Genomic DNA, 20,848 nt, shown 5'->3' on the forward strand with positions numbered 1-20,848 from the left:
AGTAAGCAGATATTGTTAATGCAACGTCAAGTGAAGTTGTACCATTATCAGTTGCCTTTGGACTGTGCCATGATATTACGTGGTCAGTCTGTTAGTGTTCGTGAAGGTTGGCTTGTTGAATTGCAAGAAAGGGTTGAATTGCAGGAGGATGCTGAATTATTGGAAAATGTTGAGTTGCATGAGCAGTGTAAAAGCACTCAAGTTAATAAAGTAGGGCGTGGCGAAATTGCGCCTTTACCTGGCTTTAGTGATGAGACATCAACGCAAGCAAAGCAGCAACTCGAAAGCATGATCCACATTTGGCTAGAGCAGGGCGCAGTAGATCTGAGTACGTGCTGCCCCTCAGTGGCGTTTGGTTTTAGCATGGCTCTTTTGGAGCTAGACGACGAGCTACCGCAAATGACTTATTGCGACGATATTCATAACGACAAGCTTCATAACGGTAATAGTCATCATCACATTAACAGCGCGCTATTATTGGCTGCTGATCTTAGAATCATAAACCGTAACCATGCAAAACTTGCCGCGAGTTCCTTATGTAAGTTGAAAATTGCGACCCAACCGACTGCGAAAGGTGCCTGTCATGACGGCGAGATTGCCCGACAGTTACTACAGCGATACCCTCAATTACGGTTACGTTTAGATGCCAACCGACGTTGGAACCTTGTGAATGCGTTAGCGTTTGCCAAGCAGATCCCCGTGGCGTTACGCCAGCGTATCGATTTCATCGAAGAGCCGTGTCATAACTCAAGCGATAGTTACCTGTTTACGCGTGAAACTGGGATTGCCATCGCATGGGATGAAAGCTTACGGGATGCTTGCAAAAACCGGGGAGATGTTGAGTTTCTGAAGTCTACAATCGCTGAATGTCATGCTTCTGACACCGCATCAATTGCCGCTATTGTGATTAAACCTATGCTGGCTGGCACCATTACTCACTGCCGTCACTTGATTGAGCTGGCATATCAATTGGGTTTAACTGTGGTGATTAGTTCAAGTCTTGAATCTAGTTTTGGTTTACTGCAACTGGCTCGTTTATCGCAGTGGTTAACACCTGATACGACCCCCGGATTAGATACCATGCATGTTTTTAAGCAGCAAGTGGCAATACCTTATCCGGGCTGTAATTTGTCTTTGTTAGCACTAACTGCATTACCTTGTCGTACCTATTTTCAAGTTACAGATAATAAGATATCAAGATATAAATACAAAGCAGCATCGTATTATGGAAGCCTATAAATGATAGACGTTATAATTGATGACATAGAGTGTCATGATGTCAGTTTTAGTTGTTGGCCTTGGCAGCATTGGTCATCACTTAATCCGGATGGTATTGCCTTGGTATATGGTGAGTACTCATTTACTTGGCAGCATGTGAATTCACTGGTGGATGAATATGCCGAACAGTTAAATACACAAGGTGTACGACAAGATCATATTGTTGCTGCTGTGAGCGTTAATGACCCTGGTGTATTGTGGTTATACTTAGCTTGTTTACGACTCGGTGCTTGCTGTGTGGTACTAGATCCGAAACAAAGTGCTGAACAGTTAAGTGACAAGTTTGAAGCACTCGCCGCACAGTTTATTTGGATATCAGCACCTGCATTTAATCGCTCACAAGGTCTGCAAAGTATTAATAACACGAGAGAGTTAGTGTTTACTCTCTCCCTTGCACCCTCGGAGAAAACTTCATCAACAAGGTCGACTATTTCTATAACAGCGGCAACCAAATACGTGAGTACTGAGGATAGTATTAAGCTGGAGTGGCAAGCAGAGCGGCTAGCCAGTATCGTCTTTACATCCGGTTCAACTGGTAAAGCTAAAGCGGTTGCACATAGCGGTGAAAATCATTTGTATTCTGCTGCGGGTTTGTTATCAGTGTTCAGTTATACGGCGTCAGACAGTTGGTTATTGTCGTTACCTTTGTTTCATGTATCTGGCTTAGCGATTGTGTGGCGTTGGTTATCTGCTGGTGGGCAGCTGGTGTTACCGTTAGCAGATAGTCTTGTTGAACAGTTATCACAAGTAACGCACGCATCTTTAGTACCAACTCAATTGCGACGCTACCTTAATGAATTGGGTGCAGATCAAGAGGTTATTAGTCTTAAACGTATCTTGTTAGGTGGTGCAGTGATCCCCGTCGTATTAACGGATAAAGCGAAATCCCTCGGTATTGATTGCTGGTCTGGCTATGGCATGACTGAAATGGCCTCTACTGTCACCGCTAAACCTGCGGATGATAGTGCAGGCGTTGGTACTTTACTCGCACATCGCTGTTTGTCCTTGATTGATAAACAAATTAAGGTGCGAGGTAGAAGTTTAGGGATGGGTTATTATTATCAAGGTGCGTTAAGTCCCATTACTGACGAAAGCGGTTGGCTTGTCACAGGGGACTTAGGCATGATAGCGCAAGGTGATGCGTTAGCGGATGAATTATTTATTCTTGGTCGACAAGATAATATGTTTATTTCCGGTGGTGAAAATATTCATCCAGAACAAATTGAGCGCATTTTACTTTCGCATCCGTTCATTAATCAAGCGTTAGTATTCCCATGCGAAGATGTGGAGTTTGGCCATCGTCCAATTGCTGTTATTGACGCTATTGCATATTTATCAGTCGATGATATGAATAAATTCCTACAAAACAAGCTGGTTAAATTCATGTGGCCGATAAATTATCATTCGCTACCAGACGCTATAAATGTGAACAGCATCAAGTTAAACAGGGCTTCTGTTCAACTGTGGGTCACAAGTTTATACGAATAGTTGAGCTAGATGATAATAATTCTTGCTTGTTATAAATCTGGCTTGGTGTTCGCTTTGTTTTCTTGTAGTATACAGATTCCTCCTTATTCATCAGATGAATAGCGACATAGTAATGAAGGTTTACAATGTCATTTAGAGCGGTGTAATTAACAGAGATGTAGCATGCTAAATATTAATACTCAGGTTATTGAGATCCCGGAACCCATGTTTCGTGGTTGGCAACAAACTGTAGAGTTGATCGCTGGCGTTATGAATCTGCCTGCAGCATTAATTATGCGCGTTCACCACAATGATATTCGAATATTTTCGTCAAACGACACGGCTCATTTGGCTTCCCTGCGATTATCAGAATCGAAGCAATTAAGCTGTTACAGTGCACAGGTTATTTATAATCGTGCAGAGCTACTTATTGAAGACGCTACCCTCGATTCAACGTGGAAATTCGACAGTAATATTAGCGCCGACATTTTGGCGTATTACGGTTTACCGCTTACTTGGCCGAATGATCAAGCTTTTGGTACACTTTGTGTCTTAGATACGAAAATCCATAAATTTACACCTCATTGCAAATTACTTATCGCACGTTTTCAGCAATCGATGAATGCTGATCTCACTATACTCTACGAAAAAGCCGAGTTACTGAACGCTAACCGTAAATTACAGAGTTTACTTGCTAAGAAATCAATGGCGCTAACCTTGTCTCATCAAGCGTTATTATATGAACAAGATAGCCGTTCGGCATTAGAATCGACCCTTATTTATCAGCAAGAATATGACCCGCTTACAGGTGTCGCTAATCAGTTTTCATTAGTTAAACAGATTGATGACATGTTGGAATATGTTGATGATGACAACGAGCTTGCTGTTATTTATTTGGGTATCCGAAACTTCAAATCGATTAATAACAGTTATGGTTATGCGATTGGTGACAAAGTATTACTTGAAGTCAGCCAGCGTATTCACCAGCAGCTGACGACAGAACACTTGGTTGCACGTTGCTGGGGTGATGCTTTTGCTATTGTTGTTCGCGATGATAATGTTGTTGAGCAAGTAATTGATTTAATTGCACGTTTTTCACAAGCCTTTGAATCTACATTTATTGTTGATGATTATACTATCACCACTCAGATTTGTTGTGGCATTGCGTTAGCTGGTTCTCCCGCAGACAAAGGTATTTCTTTGGTTGAAAGAGCTGAAGCCGCGATGAGTGTGAGTAAAGACAAGGGCACCTGTTATAACTTCTTTACTGAAGAGTTAAGTGTCGCGATTGGTGAGCGTCACTATTTAGAATCACATTTAGCCGAAGCGCTAGATAAAAATGAAATGTCGGTACATTATCAACCGATGATTTGTGTTAAAACTCGTCGTGTATTGGGGGCCGAAGCGTTAATTCGCTGGCAGAATCCGATACTCGGTGCGGTTGCGCCCGATCGTTTTATCCATCTAGCAGAGCAGAATGGCCAGATCTTAGCATTAGGTAACTTTGTATTACGTACCGCAATGGAACAAGCGGCCCAGTGGCGTAACAGCTTTGGTGATGATTTTTGTATTGCTGTTAATATGTCACCGGTACAGTTTCGTGATGACAACTTAGTTTCTCGTATCGCGCAGTTGCTGGTTTATTATCGTTTACCTGGTAGCTCGCTAGAACTTGAGATAACTGAGGGCGTTTTATTACAAGACGAGAAGAAAGCCGCGAAAGCCATTGCTGGATTACAAAAGTTGGGTGTACGTATTTCGTTAGATGACTTCGGCACAGGTTATTCGTCATTAAGTTATTTACAGAAGTATTCGTTTGATACGTTGAAAATTGATCGTAGTTTCATTATGAATCTAATGGAGCGAGATCAAGACAAAGAATTAGCGCGGGCGATTATTGCGATGGCGAAGAAGCTTAATTTGCAAGTTGTTGCCGAAGGCGTTGAAACGGTAGAGCAAGATCAGTTTATTGCTGATGAAGGTTGTGATTATGGTCAGGGTTATCTGTATGGTAAACCTGTACCTGCAACTATGTTTACGGGTCAGTACCTTAGCAAACAAGCTATTTAGTTGATGTGCTTTTGATCGACTTGGTTGGATAGTGTGCAATTGGAGTTTGTGGAGCATAAAACTGCTATAAACGGTTGCAAAGAATCAGTGAATAGTTAATAATTCACTCGTTGTCAAGCACAACACATTTGATGGGTGCCTTATGGGTCCCTCCGCATTGATACTCTGTGAATTCGGCCAGGCCTGGAAGGGAGCAACCGCAGCAGAGAACTCAAGTGCCGGAGTGAGGCTTGTAGGGTATCCTTCAAAAGTGTTGTGCTTTTCTCGTTTCTGACGTTCTGCTTTTTCAAATCAATATCTTACCGCTCCATCTTCGTTATTATTTTATTCCCTTTGGAGTTATAGTTCAGCCTTAGCGATTAAGCAATTTTGGCACCTTCTATTTTTGAATCCCGCAACTATCACCTATTAACTATTAACTATTAACTATTAACTATTAACTATTAACTATTAACTATTAACTATTAACTATTAACTATTAACTATTAATTATTAAACTTATATTCATTATCGATATCTTATTTATTTTTATCTAGTTTGCGACAAAAAAGCATTGAACTCTTGGCCATATCAAGAGGGTTAATGCCAACACAGGTACCGTAATTACAATGCCTTACAATGCGTTTTAAAAGGTAATGTATAATCCACTGACGTAATAGTGAACAAAATGTTTATTGTAGTGAATTATTTAAGAGGTAGATCTTGAACAAATTAATGCATCTAATCCCCGTAATTCTTACTGGGTACCTAACAGCTTGTGGTGGAGGCGGTGATTCAGAGACGTCACCAATAGTAGAGCCAACACATTTATCCGGCTCTATAGCAGACAGAGACGTAAAACTGAATGAAGATACGATATATGAGGGAAGCCTTACCACAAGTGATACATTGGGTTGGAACTGGAAAATAACCAGTAATGGATTGTTTGGTACTGCAACCCTTACAAAAGAAGGGGATTTACGCTATACGCCTAATGAAAACTACCATGGTTCGGATTTTATTGCGGTAAAAGTCGCAAATGGGAATACGTATGATACCGCATATATTAATTTCGATGTAAAGAGTATCAACGATTTACCTGTTGTAAATAATAAAACCTTCTTCGCTATTCCAGGTAAATACATTGGCGGTACAATAAGTGTAACCGATGCTGATGGTGACTCGTTAACCTACAAGATTAGCCCCAAATTTAATAGACCTGACTATATTTCTTTTGCATTAGATTCTTTTGGTATATTTACGTTCAAGAGCGAAATGAAGAGTTCTCACTCTATAGCTATCCCTATTATTATAAGCGATGCTGAAGGAGATGTTGAAACCACTCTTACGGTTAACATTAGAGCGATAAAGAAGAAGGAGTTTATCTCAGAGCAAAGTTTTACCTTAGATGAAGATGAGCTGTCTAAATTTGCGATCAAGACAACAAATACAACAGCGCCTCGTTTCACGTTATCAACAGCGCCTAGTAAGGGTAAAGCAACATTAGATGCAAAAGGTATACTAACATACACACCTAATCGTGATGCTTCTGGTTTGGACTCACTGGAAATAACAGTGACAGAGAATGATGGCTTTGATAAAGCAAGAATATCACTCTCGATTTCACCGGTGAATGACACACCAAAAGTACTGGGTAAACGTACGTTTACATCTCCAACGAAAATGATTAAGAGTCAAATTAGAGCAATAGATGTTGACGGTGACACGCTTAACTTTAAATTAAAAGATAGCTTCACATTACCTGAAGATCTCACGTTTAAGCTTGATCGTGATGGTTCTTTTAACATCACAACGAAAAGCAAGGAAGAGAGTGAGGTTGAGCTTCCTATCATTATCTCTGACGGGACTACATCGATAGAGGCAAACTTCACTTTTAATTTCAATTCTAAACTTACGGACCCTTTATATAGTCAACAATGGCATCTGAAGAATACAGGGCAGAAAGCATTTTCAAAGTCAGGAGGTACGGTTGGGCACGATATAAATATAGGAAATCTGCATAAACAAGGAGTTAAAGGCTCAGGCGTTAAGGTTGCCGTTGTTGACTCTGGGCTCGAAATTAAGCACGAGGATTTAGTTGAGAACATATTATTAAATCGATCTTATAATTATGTGACGTCAATAAATGACCCTACTTCTACAAGTAAAGAAGGTGACCATGGTACTTCGGTTGCAGGCATTATTGCCGCGCGTGGTTTTAACAATATTGGTGGGCGTGGTGTTGCACCGGAAACGAGTCTAATTGGATTAAACTATTTAGAAAGTCAAGAAGAGTCTAATTGGTATGATAGTCATGGTGGAAAAAGAACTAAAGATGTTCTTGTTATCAATCAAAGTTATGGTGCTGGATCACAAAATAAGCCAAGGGTGTTTACGTCACCCTGGAATAAAGCTCATGAGTCTTGGCTAAAAGAAATAACGCGTAAGAATAATAAAGGCCGAGGGGTTTTATTCGTTAAATCAGCAGGGAATTCATTCGAAGGCTTCTCTTGGTATGTTAAAAGCGCATATAGTGAAAATAAATCATTACCAAGATTAACTGCACATAATGCATCAATTGATCTTGGTAATGCTAGTTTTTATAATACGGTCGTATCAGCGCTAAACGCAAATGCGAGTGATCCACTGTCATCCTATTCATCTACGGGTGCTGCAGTATTTGTTTCTGCCCCTGGTGGTGAATACGGTCGTAATGCACCAGCTATTATTACAACAGATAGTATGGGTTGTACCATTGGCTACGCCAGAACTGGCAGCGGGAGCAAAGGTTTTAACAGTGGCGAAGAAGTATTAAATGAAGACTGTAATTATACATCTTCCTTTAATGGTACATCCTCTGCGGCCCCTGTTGTGTCCGGTGTCGCGGCCCTTATTTTTAGTGTTGATGATGCTATAACATGGCGTGATGTTCGTTATATTATCGCTAAAACAGCAAAGAAAATTGATGATAAGTTTAAACCCATATTTGTCGACTCTTTTATTGCCGAACCCGGCTGGATAACGAATAACGCGGGCTTTAATTTCCATAATTGGTATGGTTTTGGTCTCATCGATGCTTCTGAAGCGGTGAAGATGGCACAAACTTATATTAAGGATAAGCGATTATTACCTCCGTTAAAAGAAACTGCATTTATTCCATCGGATGATGCCGAGCTAGATATAGTTGAAGGAACCCCTACAACAAAGAGTGTTCGTATAACAGAAGAAGACAATCTAATTATTGAAGCTGTACAGGTAGAATTAAATATTAAACATGAACGTAATAGTGATCTTTCAATTGAACTTATCTCACCGCAGGGGACAAGTTCAATGCTGTTGACACCGAGAAGCTTATTAACCAGAGACGCAGATTTCAAGAATACAGTCTTACTCAGTAATGCATTTTATGGTGAAACATCAGCCGGAGAATGGAAGATAAAAGTAACGGATACAAATCAAGGTGATTTTATTTATTATTTTCTTTTTAGAGAAAGGGTACTAGAGAATAATACAGAAGCTGGATTGTTAAAAGATGTCTCAATAAGAATATATGGACATTAAGGAATTTAAGATGAAAATAAAAAGTTTATTTATATCAACATTATTTGTATCAACATTATCTTTGTGTAATGCATCTGCTAATGCAAATATTATGAACAGTGATAATGTAGCGATGCCTAGAGAGAGCTCAAATACACATACGAATAGTGATATCGTTATTGAAAGTGATGGATTTAAGTTTTCACCGATAATGGGCGCAGCCTATACGGGGTCAGAGGAAGGTACAGATTCTTCACCAGCACTCTATGCAGGTCAAGAAATGCAATCATTAGAGGATGAATATACAGGAACGTTAACAGGTTCAATTTTGGTGAAAATGAAAAGTGATGATCTAACACTCTCTTTTGATGATGCTGAAATACTGGTTATTGGTAACGGATTTTTCATCATTACTTTTGATGAAAATATAGATCTATTGAAAAAAATAAAGGAAATCAAAGCACTTAGTACGGTTGAAGCTGCAGAGATTGAAGTTAATACACAGGAATATTTACCATTGTAAATATATTATTAACCTGAGTTTAATTGTATTAGCTTAAACTTGATCTGACAGTTACTTTATTCTTGTATGGTAGCTGTCAGTTTGAATTTGAGCTAAATTATTTTTTGCCCAAATTAGTTTCCCATCGAGTCATGTCTCAAGGACTGAGCATAAGATCCATCACTATATCGCTAACACACGACAAGTGTTAGTGTAACTTAAATAACCCAACTGTAATTTAATTACCCTTAAGCCCCCCTTAATTACCGGTGTATCTAGTTATTCAATGTAAATTGTAATTTACCAACTTAAATAAGTGGTTTTATAACCGAAATGGGCTGGTTTATGTTGCAGAATAATGGAAAAGCTTGATCGAAAACATAATTCTGTTTCTTTTCATCTCAACTCGTTTGTAAAAAATAAAGCCTAATGATAGTTTATTATTCTGAATAGTCATGTTGTCTTCTGGATATCGATATTTTATTCGTGACGGAAGTTGGTTAGATCAATAGAGGTACTTTATGAAAGTTGTAGTGGAATTTATAGAAACAGGTCGGTACAAAGATAGAGCTTGGGAACCTTCATTCTATACTGTAAAAGGCAATTTACGTTCAGTTTCTCCTTCTTATGCAGTGCAGTTAATTAATCAATTTAAAGCAATACTTTATACTAATGAAAATGGTTCAGTCGTATTTAAAAATTAAAATACATAGTTAAATTTCTTATCATTATGCTGTTTTAATATAGATATAAAAAAGGCCTCACAATGTAGGTCTTTTTTATGGCGATTGCGTCGTAACTTCTGCTTCACTTCTAATTTAATCCATTTTCTATTTCACTGCCGTATCCAGTAAACCCGCCTTACTAATTATATCTCTTGATTAGAGCCTGAATGGTGATTCATTTGCCTCTGCGTATTGCCACTCAAATTTATCTTCATGTCTGTTTCTTTATATTAAACTAGATTCCCTATGGATAAACAAGGGTGGGGTTGGTATAGTTATTGTGTAATATTATTAAATCTAATTTCCTGTTTTTAAGGTGAGGTGTCATTCGTCACCTAGACAGGTTGAAGCAACAAGAGTGAGGAATGGTAATGAGATATAAGATAAAAATAACAAAAGAAGAAAAACCGCTTTGCGAAGTCGTAATCGAAAATAACGATCACAGAACAAGGGAAGAAATACTAGCCTTAGTGTTGGACCGATTCCCAACAGCTGAAGGGTTTGAGAGAGAGGTACTATTTTCAGATGATGAAGTGCGTTATCTAAAAAGTACGCCGACAGGCATCGAAGTACTCGCTTCACAACCCATTTATCGACCGACGAATAGTTAGGATACTCGTCTTCCAAAACAGCAAATGGTGAGGCAATTCAAAATAGAAGCGAACTAACATGACAGCAGAACAAAGAGGTGGCTTCAATATGAAAAAGATAGGAACGGTTGGTGCAGTGCTTGTAGGTAAAGCTGTGTCTTATGCGAGAGGATCAATAAGTGCGATAGATAAAAAAGTGATGAGTGAACGCCTAGTTGTTGAAACACTAGGGTTTATCAACGATGAAGTCGGGGACTTGAGTGTACACGGCGGCATTGAAAAAGCGCTACATATCTATCCGAGTGAACACTATGCCGAGTGGCAAAAAGATCTCGGTGACAATGTGATATTTCAAGAGGTTGGGGCTTTTGGCGAAAACATTAGTTCCTTGGGGCTGAATGAACATACCATTTGTATCGAAGATAAGATCCGCATCGGAACGACACTATTGGAAGTGTCACAAGGACGTATGCCTTGTTGGAAATTAAACGAAAGATTTGAACAACACGAGATGGCGCTAAAACTACAAGAGACCCTACGGACAGGTTGGTATTTTCGGGTGTTGGAAGAAGGTAAAATCGGCGTTGGTGATGAAATCTTACTTTGTGAACGACCTTACCCAGATTGGTCTGTCGCAAGAATAATGAGTTTAATTTTCACGGGATGTTTAGATAAACAAGCGCTTGTACAAGCGCTAGAGTTACCACTGGTCGATTCATGGAGAAGGCTTATCGAACGTCGCCTCGAAAGCGGCGTTGTAGAGAACTGGGACCTCCGGTTATTCGGGCCAATGGTTTAAAAGCGAGTTGTCTATCACCTTTACTTCACCGCTTTAGTCACCGTGTAGCCTAAGTGTTGAGACAGTCGTTTACTCGTATCGCGTATCGCTTTTATGTCTTTTTCTTGGATAGAATGTTCTTGCTTGAAACCGATGATGAGAATACACGCAACTATATTGCCTGTTGCGTCAAAGACAGGTGCTGATATCGCTTTGGCACCCGGTATGCTTGGGTTTACTTTATTTCGAATCGCATAACCTTCATCTTTTATCGATATTAGGCCTTGTTTAAACGCTTTGTCCAGCTGTGCTTGATCTTTCGTTTCTGCTTTTAAAAGATGTTGGTAAGCTTCTTCCGGTGAAAATGCCGCAAAACACATGCCGACAGAGCTGCCAGTTAGCGGTGCGTGAAAACCGACTCTAAAGCTTATCGCGACAGGGTATGGGCTTTCGAGGAAGCGCACAATCATCGGTCCCTGTGTAGTCCAAACGGCGAGTGCCGTTGCTTCTTGCGTTTCTAGTCTTAACCGTTGTAATTCTGGCTCACAGACGTGGAGAATATCGGTATGACCAAGGATCTTGGCACCAAGTTCGATCAGCTTTGACCCGTGGCAGTAGTTACCATTTACGTCTTGAATGATGACCCCAATACGCAGAAAGCTTGCTAGGTATTTATGGAGTTTACTTTTAGATATATCCATTTCTACAGCTGCATCACCTAACGAGATTGCGTGATTTTTGTTAGAGAAAAAATCTATAATCTCAAAGGCTTGCTCTACAGATTGTATGCCTTGGTTTTTCTTTTCCATAGTGTCCTATTACTGGTTTAGTATGGTGTTGCTGACGTAGCTTTATAGCTAGAATTTCAGTAGCTTGGTTATGATACAGGCGTGAGTGATAAATTCATAGTCAGAACGTTTTATCTCGTCGTTTATGCTAAATAGGTATTTATGTTCTTGTTAGCGCTAGTCATTTTCAGCCATAAATTAAACCTAGGCTAACAACCTCTGATATGTCACGATACTATCTTTGCTATAACAGGGACTTAGTGACATGCAGTTAAACTTTTCAGACTTTTCAGCCAATCAAGGTTATCACTTGATGACACAAACGATTATCCCACGACCTATTGCTTGGGTACTGACAGACTCGGGTGATGCGAGCTATAACTTAGCGCCGTTTTCGTATTTTACTGCGGTATCAAGTAAACCTGCGTTGTTAATGATCTCGGTTGGGGAAAAGCCGAATGGTGATAACAAAGATACACTCACCAACATCCTTAAAAATAAGAAAATGGTTATTCACATTGCATCAGATGATCAAGCTGACATTGTCACACAAACTGCCGCCACATTAGCGCATGGTGAATCTGAACTTGCTAATGCGGGATTAACGACCACTGCCTTTGATGATTTCTCGCTACCTAGACTAACGCAATGTGATATTGCTTATGGCTGCGAGCTTTATGAAATTAAAGAGATTGGAGATGCACCGCAAACACTTATCTTTGTTGAAGTTAAGCAGCTTTACATCAATGATACTGTGGTAAGTAAAGATGCGAAGGAACGATTGAATATTGCGGCGGATAAAATGAAACCCCTCGCGCGGTTAGGCGGAGGGGAGTATGCATCAATCACCGCACCTTTTAGTATTCAAAGGCCTGAATAATGAGTCATCGGCTTACAGAACTCTCTGCAGTGAGCTACTCGCCGAGTGAACTTATAGATGCTTAACTACAAGTGAATATCTCCGGAATGTGCTGAATTAACAGGGACGGTAGGGGCTTCATTACTATAACGATAAGATATTCTTTTAACTCGTTCGCATTTTCGATCTGTAACTTTGACCTCTGGCTCAAGTAAATAATTAGTCACAATGTCATCTAAGCAGGAACCAATGCCGTTATAACTAAAACCATGACCGACAGTATCTGCAATAGTAATGAGTGCTGCATTGTTTATTGTATCTTTCATTTCTACAGACCAATTATAAGAGGTTTGTGGATCATATAAACCACCCACGATCAACACTTGCTCAGTTATGTTATTTTTAATTTCAGATTGGCTAGCAATAGGAGAGCGCTGTGCCGTCCAACCTTTACATAAACCTGAAAGATTTTCTTTTAGGTAATAGCCATAGATCGATGATGAAGCCAAATATTTATCCTCATTTCCTTCTATGTCGCTATCGTCCAAAGTCGCTCGTTCATCAGTACACATGACTGAGCGAAACATAGCTGACGACCGCTTTTCATCAGAAGTAAAACTTTCTTTTGGTATATGACTAAAGCTTAAACTATTGGACTCAGTCTCACATTGGGTTCTCCAACAAATAAAAGGTTTTGCTTCATCTTTATCAAATAATGCAGATAATGATAGCCCTAACTTGGACTCACTCCATGAAATACCCCTTAAATTATTTAAATATTCTCGCATAGGGTGTTTGATTGCACCAAGAATTAGATTTACATCGTCTTTTTTAATCGTTCCGCCATCATTCGCGGTATAGTCACTATCCTTGGTTTGAGTGACAATATCATCTAGTTTCGCCATACTCTTTGGCTTTGAGTCCAGTCGATACTCAGCGATTTTTTGGTGCCCTTGAGCCTGATCAATTCGTAGTTCTTCATAATTTTGATGTAAAGGAGACATTGAAGAATCAAGCACTAGAGCACGAATTTTTGTCGGATAACGTTCGGCGTAAAGCGCACCTAGTCTTGTGCCATAAGAGTAACCTAGATAGTTAATTTGATCTTCATTCAAATGTTCCCGTAACGAGTCCATGTCTTGAATGACAGCATTACTTCCCATATAAGGGGATATCTCTTTATATGTCGAATCACATGACCCTCCCACTGCGCAGGTCATTAATTCTCTTGCAAATGCACTTTTCCCCGCGCCCCTAGGATCCATAGCGACGATGTCAAATGACTCAGTAATGGATGTAGGCATTGAGCTCACTTTACTCAATAATCTATCGGCAGCTGTTGCACCTGGTCCACCAAAATTTAATAATAATATCCCTATACGTTGTTTTGATGAGGTTGCGGGATGAATTGTATAATAAATCCTAACTTTATCACCATCAGGTTTGTCATAATCTTTAGGTACGACCAGATATTTACCATTGCCATTGCCATTGCCATTACCGTTGCCATTGCCATTGCCATTGCCATTGCCATTGCCATTGCCATTACCATTGCCATTACCACTAGTACTGGTATTTGAGTCAAATGTAGATTCAGATTCACCCCCACCTCCACATCCAGTAAGAATTAACCCGCATGCTAGTAATAGTAAATATTTCTTATACATTCTTATTTATTTCCCTAGATTATTTTAATGTAAAAATAACGCTGTGATAGATGAGTCGACTTAAAGATACGGGGCATAATATATGAAGGGTGTTATTAATTCGAGTCGAGAATGAATCTCCTATTTTTGGATGTTTACTTTTGCAGACTAAATCACTGTTTTTCAATATTGGCAGTCTATAGCTCAACGATAAGCCTTATCTTAACCATAACGGCAAAGATCTAGAGGACGAGCCGCTATTATTATCCAGTATTACTCAGCCACTACAATTCAACTACACAAGCCCAATGCGTAAAATTATGTAAAATATAATGAACTAACCGTTACCAACGATTACCCTTGGCAAAATTGACTATTGCGACAGCAAAAAACTGCGTTTTAATCGAATGGTAATCGCCTTCATGTGCCACATTCCAGAAATAAAAAATCATATTGACGGCTTATCTCAAGATTAAAACGTCTGTTTAAAGGGGGGGGCAATGAACCTTTCAATACTTGTTCTTACAAACCGTGGAATCCAAATAATTACTATGAAAAAATTAGCTACAGTGGTGTTTTAACTATATTAATGGTCGGCTGCGGCGGCGGGGGAGATTCCTCGTCTCAAAACAGTGATAGCCAGCAGCGTGCTCCCTCTAAAATGCAACTCAGCGTTGATGCGGCAGATCTGCAAGAGCTGCAGAACGTGAAATATGCGTCGAATGACGGTATTGCATTCAGTACACCAAAAAACTTTCAGAAGTAGGGGGCTGCAATGAAAAAAATACTACTTTGTACAGCGTCATTGTTTGTTGCAAACCAAGTTTCTGCAGCACCGAACCTGCAGGGCTATTACCAGGCAAAAGAGCTGGTCAGTTATACTGTAAATAAAATTCAACAGAACAAAGCTGAATTTTTCATGCTCGACTATGCACTTACAAAACCAGCTCAGCCTCAGGCTCAGTTTCTGGCGAATAATGATGCATTAGGGTACTTCCAAGCTAAGAACAGCGGCATGAATTGGGAGGAGTTCAAGCGCATCGTGCAAAAGGTTAACCCCGAAGGATTACGTGACCAATACGTTTGTCGAACAGATATGTCAGGCGTAAAACTGGCTTATATTGCGAAAAGGGATGAAGGTTGCAGCGGTAACTACGACAATAAATCCATGGCGATAAGCCAGAAAGATACGAAGGTAACTTTCTTCCGCCGTTGGGATTTCGATCCAATGCAGTCTCATTTTGAAATTCAAAGTTATGATAACAATGTCTCGGCGAATACAGAGACCTTAACTATGGATTATGTATTTAAATTTGAAGGCCGATGGATTGGTGACTCAGTTCGCGTGATCAAAGGTCAATCGGTATTAAATGATTCTTCCACTCAACCGACTTATGATGTTGCTTACTATCAATATTCACCACGCTCACGTTCGGGGCTCATACCTGGCGCTGAGAGCTTGCTGTACAGCGATTCCCCTTATTTTATTACTGATAATACTGAGGATACCGCGGTAGATAATTCAGCCAACCATGTCGCGAAAACGGTATTCAATACATTTGGTGTGATGGATAGTAACTATCAAGGCCGTAACGTAAAGACTGATGGACCTGTGTATTGGGTTAGCCGTGATTATGTGAACCAATATACCCTAGAGAATAGCACTAAAGCTTATTTCGTCTCTGACCCGCAAAATTTTGTAATTGATATTTCTATGACTGGGCCTTTTGACAGCTGGGTACAGGTTGATGCAACTGATTGGGATCCTGAAAAAGGCACAGATCAGGTTAGCAGTGGTGGTTGGGTAAGCCATGCTTTCAATAATATCCATAATATTACCAGTGTGAGCCCAACTTTCTGCATGATTGAAGATATTGCTAAAGGTAGACCTGTAACTGGTCACTTTACTGAAGACGGTAAAATGGGTTGGGTTCCTTCGATGAATGATTGCAAAGCAGTCGATCCGGGATACGAGCCAAAAGTATACACCCATTTCATCAATGGCAATGGTGAGGAAGTGACGTTTAGTTCTTTGCGTCAAAGTGCGCAGGATATCATTTATGTACGTAAGCAAAATCCTCAAGGTGAAAAAGAGCTACTTACCTTAGATGATGTGAAAGCCATGAAGTCATCGCCACGTTATCTGCAAATTAAAAGAGATCTCAGTCAGCGTCTTGGTTGGGCTAAGCCTTACGATATTTTAAAATAAGTTAGCATACGGGCAGTAATAAAAACGACGGGGATTAATCTCTGTCGTTTTTTGCAACAGAGTAATCTCAATAATAAATAAATGTGATTAAAGACGAATACAATTTAATTATTGTTTCGTCTTTGTTGTACTGGAGAATACGTGATTACCTGTTTCTTAAATCTCAGGTAATCTAGAGCATTTCAAGTTGACGCTATTCTAATTAGATTTCAGCTTCAACATACTCTTTAAAGTATCATCGCGGTCAATAATATGATGCTTCATAGCGCCTGATACGTGTAGTAGTAAAGTACCAGCCATAATCCAACCACAAGTCACGTGGATAGTTTTACTCAGATCACCCAGCATGCTATTTATTGGATCTGGGGTTGGAGTTACGAATACTAGATCAAAAAGAATCAAGCCGAATCCGTTCATCGTGGTCATTAATATACCAGATATAGGCATTAAAATTGTACTGGCTAATAGTAATATTTGTACTAATCTCGATAAGTTTTTCTCAATCTTAGTATAAGAAAGTTTTGGTTTTGGTAACCCTTCCTTAACTCTGAGAATAAGGCGGTAAATGGCAAAAATGAATAATGAAAGTCCTAATGAACGATGCCAATAATAAAGTGAATACACTTTATTTTCGACCATATACATACCCATTATGAGTACAGTGATCATAGATAGTCCAACTAGCCAGTGGAATATCACCGTTTTTTTACTATGTTTACTCACTTCATTTTGCATCTATTATACCTACATCCTAATACGCCTTATCAAGGTCGTTAGCGTTGAAAAATGTGAGTGTATAGCGTTTTATCTTTTTTAACTTTAAGCAAAAGTAAGTAAACATAAGTAAGTATAAGTTACTCGACTAAGTTGAAACGAGTTGGACCTCATAACTAATCAATTGATTAGATTTAAAAAAGTCTGATGCTGTAATCCACTGCTATACAGTACCCCCTTGTGATTCATGTAATTAGAATCTTTACGGTTAAGATCCAAGGGGGCACCTTGAGCATCACTTACTGCGCAGCATGCTTGCGAAGATGCAGTGAAATACTGAGCAGACAATGCTTGTGTGATTGCTGCTGTCGCACTAAAGTCCCATAAACTGCCGCCACCTAGCTGTGCTTTTGGCAGTTTTAAATAACAAGCCGGTGCCTTTTCAAGTACCCCAATTGCATTCATCACCGCACCGTTAGTTTTGATCACTTGCAGTGCCAATCCTTGCTGCGCTGAAAGCCTTGTTAATTGCTCAATGACAGCCGGATAACGTGGGTCTTGCTGGAAACTACGATCAATATACAAACTTAATGAATGGCTGTACTCCTTAAGCCGTTCAGATTGCCAAAGTAGTCCATTTTTCAACACTTTTGATATCAGTGGCTGTGCATTAATGGCTTGGTAGATATCACCAGAGCTTGGGTTATGTACAACACCAATAACTGGTTTACCTGCAATATCGACTAACGCGATAGACACGGCAAAGCCATCACCGCCTTCAATGAAGGGTAAGGTGCCATCGAGTGGATCGATACACCAGAAATAGTCTTTATTAAAACGGGCGTGGGTTGCTACATCTTTTTCGCTGGCATTTTCTTCGGTCAACAGGGCTAAATCATATTGATCGATAGTTGGCTGTAGTATCTCCAATATGATGGCTTGGCTGTCCAGATCAACTTGCGTTACCACCTGAGCACTTAAACTCGACCCAGCCTGTTTGTTGTGTACCTGCAGCGAACTTCTATCAAGGCTATTGATGAATGTTCCAGCTTTTAATGCAGCCTCGGTAGCGAGTTTCAGTAACTGTTCCAGCTGATAAATCGTGAGTGTCATTGTTTTTATTCACCTTGTTCAGCTGAGTTTAATTGCACTGTTTTTAACTGTAACAATGCCTGTTGCGTCAGCGCTTCTGTATAGCTATTTATCTTCCAGTGAGTTGGACTCCAGCCTTTCATAAAGCGTTGAAAATCAGCCCAAGCAATACAATAAAGCGGTCGCCATTCATCTTCCACTGCTTGCGGTTCTATGTGTGGTTTATGCTCTGACAGCGCTTGCTTTAATTGTCTAAAATAATAATCCAGCAATGCAGGTACATCTTGCTCACAGTGCTGATAGGGAACACAACTGCTCAGCAACAATATTACGTCTTTCATGCCGCAACCTTTGCCGGCATATTGAAAATCAACGCCAGCAACCCGATCGCCAGCGGTGGTGAAACAAAAGTTAGCTAACTTAGCATCGCCATGGATCAGGGTTTGAAACTGGCATTGCTGTAATGTTTGATCTATTTGTTGAGCTGCTTGTTGTAATGCTATATCAGTTAACGCTGCTAGTTCGTCGGGTCGGGTGGCTAGGTGCCAATAACTGCCGCAATCCCATAAACCTGTCGGTTCAATCGCGAGGTGCTGGGCATGGAAATAAGCCAGCCAAGATAAACATGCTTCTATTTGTTTATGACTGATATGTGGATTGTCTGCTGTTGATTCGTTGGATGCTGGTTTCGGTTCAAAGCTGGTAAACGTATGCTTAAACCCCTGCGTGGCCAAATCTTCCATGATGAGTAATATTTCATCATTCTGTTCTTCAACATACAGGCATTTTGGTACAGGGCATTGTGATAGACAATTATTTGCATAATGCTGATACCAGTGTAGCTCCACCTGATATGATTTCAATTTTCGCTGATGAGATATAGACGTATTCCAACCGCGTGGATGCACTTTTGGTTGGGGTAATTTGATGTGTTTAACTATCACCGAGGTATATTGACTGCCGTCTAGCGTGGCACGAAAAAGCTCGCCGTATCCACCCCATAAAGGTTGGATCAACTGGGTACTGACAACGCGATCTGCTGTCATTGCATTGGCGACTGCCTGTAAAACGTCTGTCGGTATACTCATATTTGGCTCATGAACGAAAATATGCCAATAGTGTACAAAATAGTGCTGCAGATGGGTATTTAATAATTTCCTAAAACGACTTCCTGTACAAATTTATAAATCAGTAAGTGACGTATGAAATAAGTATTAAATCAAGTGTTTACGGTGTTTAAATTATGTGTTTGAACGTATCATTAATTATAGCGTTGGTGTTATGCAGGGGGCCGTGAATATCACTATTAAGCTTAATATAATTTTTTTGGAAAATATTTAGAGTTCTACGGCTCACTAGTCATAGCATTATGAGTGCTTGTTTTTTATATCTACTTAAGAGTGATGGCGTTCCCATTGTTGTGGATTTTATTTTGATAAAAAAATAAGTTGATAGGTGTAAGCTCACTTTTCTCAATCATGAAAATCAAAGGTGTTATACAAAGGAGTGTTTATGAAATATCTAATTATCGCGGCAGTGTTTTTATTGTCGTTAAATGTTAATGCTGCCCCAGTAGGCGAGTGCGAAGGAACGCCTGCATCTGCAGTGATGATACTCCCTGAACCATTGAATGCTTGGGGGCAAATTATCTGCTCTAAATATGGCCATATCATTGCTAATAAAAACGGCTGGATTTGGTCTAATGCAGGTGGTTTTAGACCTGTGATGATCTCTTCTCAGATGGTGCAGTATGCTCCAAAATCAGTGGGTAATGAGTCATATTTCACCAAAATAGAGATGCAGGTCTTGTCGGGTATTGACGCTCAAAAGTCGATTGAACTTTTGGAATCAAGTTTTGATAAATCAACATCAATACCTAAAGTATATTCACTGCAGGTTGCATCTATATCGGGTAAAACGCTTAAGCTCAATTTTTTTGATTATGGCGATTCGAAATGGGGTATGTGGTGCAACAAAGAATGTAAACCTGATTCAAGTTTTATGCTGCTTAACATGGGTGAGTAATTATACTTATAAAGATGGTTGGAACATTTTCACTTAAGGACCCTAGTGAATGCACAGAAACAAAAAGCGCGTTATAGCATTTGTAAATCTTATCGTTTTGTCTTTTTCTGTATCACCATTTTTAAGTGCTGTTGCAGGTATCGATTTGGTTAAAGTTGATAAATCAGAAAGTAAAATGTACTTAATTGAAAATGAAATAGTGATTAAAGAATATCATGTCGCGTTTGGCGCCAATCCTAAAGGGCACAAGCTGCAAGAAGGGGATGAAAAGACGCCTGAAGGAACGTATACATTAGATTATAAAAAAGAAGATTCATCATTTTATAGATCAATGCATGTGAGTTATCCGAATCAATCTGATTTAGACGATGCAGAAAATAGAGGTGTGTCTGCTGGTGGCCTCATTATGGTTCATGGCCAACGTAATAAGTTAGGTTGGCTTTCTGGTATCACTCAGCGCTTTAATTGGACGAATGGCTGTATTGCTTTGACTAATTCTGAAATGGATGAATTCATGTCGCTAATTGAAGTGGGGACAAAAATTCAAATCGAGTGGTAAATAATTACCATCGCATTGATGATAAGT

At 39.7% G+C, this 20,848-nt stretch carries 17 protein-coding genes and 1 other RNA gene; 13 read left to right on the top strand and 5 right to left on the bottom strand.

Going from position 1 to position 20,848, the window contains the following annotated elements; genetic code table 11:
* The first annotated feature begins 18 nt into the window (after positions 1-18).
* The 9 genes from menC to HWV03_RS07845 all read left to right on the top strand — a co-directional run bounded on the left by menC (position 19) and on the right by HWV03_RS07845 (position 10,950).
* Entirely contained in the window at positions 19-1,239 is a 1,221-nt protein-coding gene (gene menC, locus HWV03_RS07805; protein WP_211679196.1) for an o-succinylbenzoate synthase, read from the top strand.
* Positions 1,240-2,766, top strand: coding sequence for an o-succinylbenzoate--CoA ligase (gene menE / locus HWV03_RS07810; protein WP_211679197.1), 1,527 nt, complete (start codon positions 1,240-1,242; stop codon positions 2,764-2,766).
* A gap of 162 nt (positions 2,767-2,928) precedes the next feature.
* Positions 2,929-4,815 (top strand): GGDEF and EAL domain-containing protein, encoded by a 1,887-nt coding sequence (locus HWV03_RS07815; protein WP_211679198.1) that lies wholly within the window; start codon positions 2,929-2,931, stop codon positions 4,813-4,815.
* 141 nt (positions 4,816-4,956) lie between these two features.
* An RNA gene (gene ffs, locus HWV03_RS07820) (signal recognition particle sRNA small type) lies at positions 4,957-5,053 on the top strand.
* Positions 5,054-5,517: 464 nt separating this feature from the next.
* A complete protein-coding gene (locus tag HWV03_RS07825; RefSeq protein ID WP_211679199.1) occupies positions 5,518-8,355 on the top strand; it encodes a S8 family serine peptidase in 2,838 nt (945 codons plus the stop codon).
* A 10-nt stretch (positions 8,356-8,365) separates the two neighbouring features.
* Entirely contained in the window at positions 8,366-8,857 is a 492-nt protein-coding gene (locus tag HWV03_RS07830; RefSeq protein ID WP_211679200.1) for a hypothetical protein, read from the top strand.
* A gap of 500 nt (positions 8,858-9,357) precedes the next feature.
* The gene (locus HWV03_RS07835) at positions 9,358-9,540 is read left to right on the top strand and encodes a hypothetical protein (RefSeq protein ID WP_067042981.1); all 183 of its coding nucleotides are present in this window, start codon (positions 9,358-9,360) and stop codon (positions 9,538-9,540) included.
* 392 nt (positions 9,541-9,932) lie between these two features.
* Positions 9,933-10,172, top strand: coding sequence for a hypothetical protein (locus tag HWV03_RS07840; RefSeq protein WP_211679201.1), 240 nt, complete (start codon positions 9,933-9,935; stop codon positions 10,170-10,172).
* An 88-nt stretch (positions 10,173-10,260) separates the two neighbouring features.
* Positions 10,261-10,950, top strand: coding sequence for an MOSC domain-containing protein (locus HWV03_RS07845; protein ID WP_211679202.1), 690 nt, complete (start codon positions 10,261-10,263; stop codon positions 10,948-10,950).
* A 20-nt stretch (positions 10,951-10,970) separates the two neighbouring features.
* Here the strand turns inward: HWV03_RS07845 and HWV03_RS07850 are convergent, their stop codons facing one another.
* Entirely contained in the window at positions 10,971-11,738 is a 768-nt protein-coding gene (locus tag HWV03_RS07850) for an IclR family transcriptional regulator (protein ID WP_211674853.1), read from the bottom strand.
* 244 nt (positions 11,739-11,982) lie between these two features.
* On the opposite strand from HWV03_RS07850, the gene HWV03_RS07855 reads away from it, so the two are divergent.
* A complete protein-coding gene (locus HWV03_RS07855; RefSeq protein ID WP_211679203.1) occupies positions 11,983-12,597 on the top strand; it encodes a flavin reductase family protein in 615 nt (204 codons plus the stop codon).
* A gap of 65 nt (positions 12,598-12,662) precedes the next feature.
* On the opposite strand, the gene HWV03_RS07860 is transcribed toward HWV03_RS07855, so the two are convergent.
* Complete coding sequence (locus HWV03_RS07860) at positions 12,663-14,243, bottom strand: alpha/beta fold hydrolase (RefSeq protein WP_211679204.1); 1,581 nt, start codon at positions 14,241-14,243, stop codon at positions 12,663-12,665.
* A gap of 754 nt (positions 14,244-14,997) precedes the next feature.
* On the opposite strand from HWV03_RS07860, the gene HWV03_RS07865 reads away from it, so the two are divergent.
* The gene (locus HWV03_RS07865; protein WP_211679205.1) at positions 14,998-16,431 is read left to right on the top strand and encodes a porin; all 1,434 of its coding nucleotides are present in this window, start codon (positions 14,998-15,000) and stop codon (positions 16,429-16,431) included.
* A gap of 198 nt (positions 16,432-16,629) precedes the next feature.
* On the opposite strand, the gene HWV03_RS07870 is transcribed toward HWV03_RS07865, so the two are convergent.
* The 3 genes from HWV03_RS07870 to HWV03_RS07880 form a co-directional block, all read right to left on the bottom strand.
* Positions 16,630-17,100 (bottom strand): cytochrome b, encoded by a 471-nt coding sequence (locus HWV03_RS07870; protein ID WP_255547117.1) that lies wholly within the window; start codon positions 17,098-17,100, stop codon positions 16,630-16,632.
* Positions 17,101-17,325: 225 nt separating this feature from the next.
* On the bottom strand, positions 17,326-18,258 hold the full coding sequence (locus tag HWV03_RS07875) for a 3'(2'),5'-bisphosphate nucleotidase CysQ family protein (RefSeq protein ID WP_211679207.1): 933 nt from the start codon (positions 18,256-18,258) through the stop codon (positions 17,326-17,328).
* Between the two features lie 5 nt (positions 18,259-18,263).
* A complete protein-coding gene (locus tag HWV03_RS07880; protein ID WP_211679208.1) occupies positions 18,264-19,325 on the bottom strand; it encodes a phosphotransferase in 1,062 nt (353 codons plus the stop codon).
* Positions 19,326-19,749: 424 nt separating this feature from the next.
* On the opposite strand from HWV03_RS07880, the gene HWV03_RS07885 reads away from it, so the two are divergent.
* Positions 19,750-20,262: a hypothetical protein gene (locus HWV03_RS07885; protein WP_211679209.1), complete on the top strand. Its 513-nt coding sequence runs from the start codon at positions 19,750-19,752 to the stop codon at positions 20,260-20,262.
* 49 nt (positions 20,263-20,311) lie between these two features.
* Positions 20,312-20,821 (top strand): L,D-transpeptidase family protein, encoded by a 510-nt coding sequence (locus HWV03_RS07890; RefSeq protein ID WP_211679210.1) that lies wholly within the window; start codon positions 20,312-20,314, stop codon positions 20,819-20,821.
* The last annotated feature ends 27 nt before the right edge of the window (positions 20,822-20,848 follow it).

This window comes from Moritella sp. 36 (assembly GCF_018219415.1).
In the GTDB taxonomy this organism is placed as follows: domain Bacteria; phylum Pseudomonadota; class Gammaproteobacteria; order Enterobacterales; family Moritellaceae; genus Moritella.

What these genes read in the sequence shown, in the direction of transcription:
- HWV03_RS07880 (WP_211679208.1), bottom strand. Translation starts at nt 19,325, where the DNA reads ATGAGTATACCGACAGACGTTTTACAGGCAGTCGCCAATGCAATGACA.
- HWV03_RS07815 (WP_211679198.1), top strand. Translation starts at nt 2,929, where the DNA reads ATGCTAAATATTAATACTCAGGTTATTGAGATCCCGGAACCCATGTTT.
- menC (WP_211679196.1), top strand. Translation starts at nt 19, where the DNA reads ATGCAACGTCAAGTGAAGTTGTACCATTATCAGTTGCCTTTGGACTGT.
- HWV03_RS07855 (WP_211679203.1), top strand. Translation starts at nt 11,983, where the DNA reads ATGCAGTTAAACTTTTCAGACTTTTCAGCCAATCAAGGTTATCACTTG.
- HWV03_RS07845 (WP_211679202.1), top strand. Translation starts at nt 10,261, where the DNA reads ATGAAAAAGATAGGAACGGTTGGTGCAGTGCTTGTAGGTAAAGCTGTG.
- HWV03_RS07870 (WP_255547117.1), bottom strand. Translation starts at nt 17,100, where the DNA reads ATGATCACTGTACTCATAATGGGTATGTATATGGTCGAAAATAAAGTG.
- menE (WP_211679197.1), top strand. Translation starts at nt 1,240, where the DNA reads ATGATAGACGTTATAATTGATGACATAGAGTGTCATGATGTCAGTTTT.
- HWV03_RS07860 (WP_211679204.1), bottom strand. Translation starts at nt 14,243, where the DNA reads ATGTATAAGAAATATTTACTATTACTAGCATGCGGGTTAATTCTTACT.
- HWV03_RS07885 (WP_211679209.1), top strand. Translation starts at nt 19,750, where the DNA reads ATGAAATATCTAATTATCGCGGCAGTGTTTTTATTGTCGTTAAATGTT.
- HWV03_RS07830 (WP_211679200.1), top strand. Translation starts at nt 8,366, where the DNA reads ATGAAAATAAAAAGTTTATTTATATCAACATTATTTGTATCAACATTA.
- HWV03_RS07850 (WP_211674853.1), bottom strand. Translation starts at nt 11,738, where the DNA reads ATGGAAAAGAAAAACCAAGGCATACAATCTGTAGAGCAAGCCTTTGAG.
- HWV03_RS07890 (WP_211679210.1), top strand. Translation starts at nt 20,312, where the DNA reads ATGCACAGAAACAAAAAGCGCGTTATAGCATTTGTAAATCTTATCGTT.
- HWV03_RS07875 (WP_211679207.1), bottom strand. Translation starts at nt 18,258, where the DNA reads ATGACACTCACGATTTATCAGCTGGAACAGTTACTGAAACTCGCTACC.
- HWV03_RS07865 (WP_211679205.1), top strand. Translation starts at nt 14,998, where the DNA reads ATGAAAAAAATACTACTTTGTACAGCGTCATTGTTTGTTGCAAACCAA.
- HWV03_RS07835 (WP_067042981.1), top strand. Translation starts at nt 9,358, where the DNA reads ATGAAAGTTGTAGTGGAATTTATAGAAACAGGTCGGTACAAAGATAGA.
- HWV03_RS07840 (WP_211679201.1), top strand. Translation starts at nt 9,933, where the DNA reads ATGAGATATAAGATAAAAATAACAAAAGAAGAAAAACCGCTTTGCGAA.